At 72.9% G+C, this 520-nt stretch carries 1 pseudogene; it reads right to left on the bottom strand.

The window, feature by feature from the left end:
• Positions 1–520, bottom strand: a pseudogene (locus CSC94_RS24820) (TonB-dependent receptor); the annotation flags it as partial.

The following is a 520-nucleotide window of genomic DNA, read 5'->3' as shown; positions in this document are numbered from 1 at the left end:
GTCCTCGCCCTTGTAGGTCGCCGCCGTGGAGAGGGCGAAGCGGTCGAAGTCCGACGCCTTGACCCCGCCGACGATGCGGTCGTCGCGGATCTGCCCGCTCTCGAACCCGCCGGTCAGCGTCCAGGCCGTCGTCGGCTGGTAGCTCACGCCGTAGGTCTGGCCCAGCGACCGGTTGCGGCCGAACAGGTCCAGGTCGCTCTCGCTGAACACCGACAGCTCGTCGGACAGCCGGCGCCGCACGCCGGCCACCACCGTGCCGGCATCCGTGCCCTGCAGCAGCGAGCCGGTGTCGCTCCAGGCCCGGTCCGGGTCCAGCTTGTAGCCGACGTAATAGTGGCTGTCGGCATCCGGATCGTAGTCGACCGTGCCCAGCGCGCCCCAGCCGGCCGTGCCGTAGGACACCTCGCCCGACAGCGCCACCTGGTCGGACAGGCGCCAGCGCGCCCCCGCCCCGCCGCGGTCGTTGGCCCGCAGGTCGCCGCGCCGCAGCACCGTGCCCTGGCCGAAGGCATAGACCGAG

The organism is Zhengella mangrovi, from assembly GCF_002727065.1.
GTDB classification, from domain to species: domain Bacteria; phylum Pseudomonadota; class Alphaproteobacteria; order Rhizobiales; family Rhizobiaceae; genus Zhengella; species Zhengella mangrovi.
Note: the sequence above shows the minus strand (reverse complement) of the source record. Positions and strands in the feature narration are given on the sequence as shown.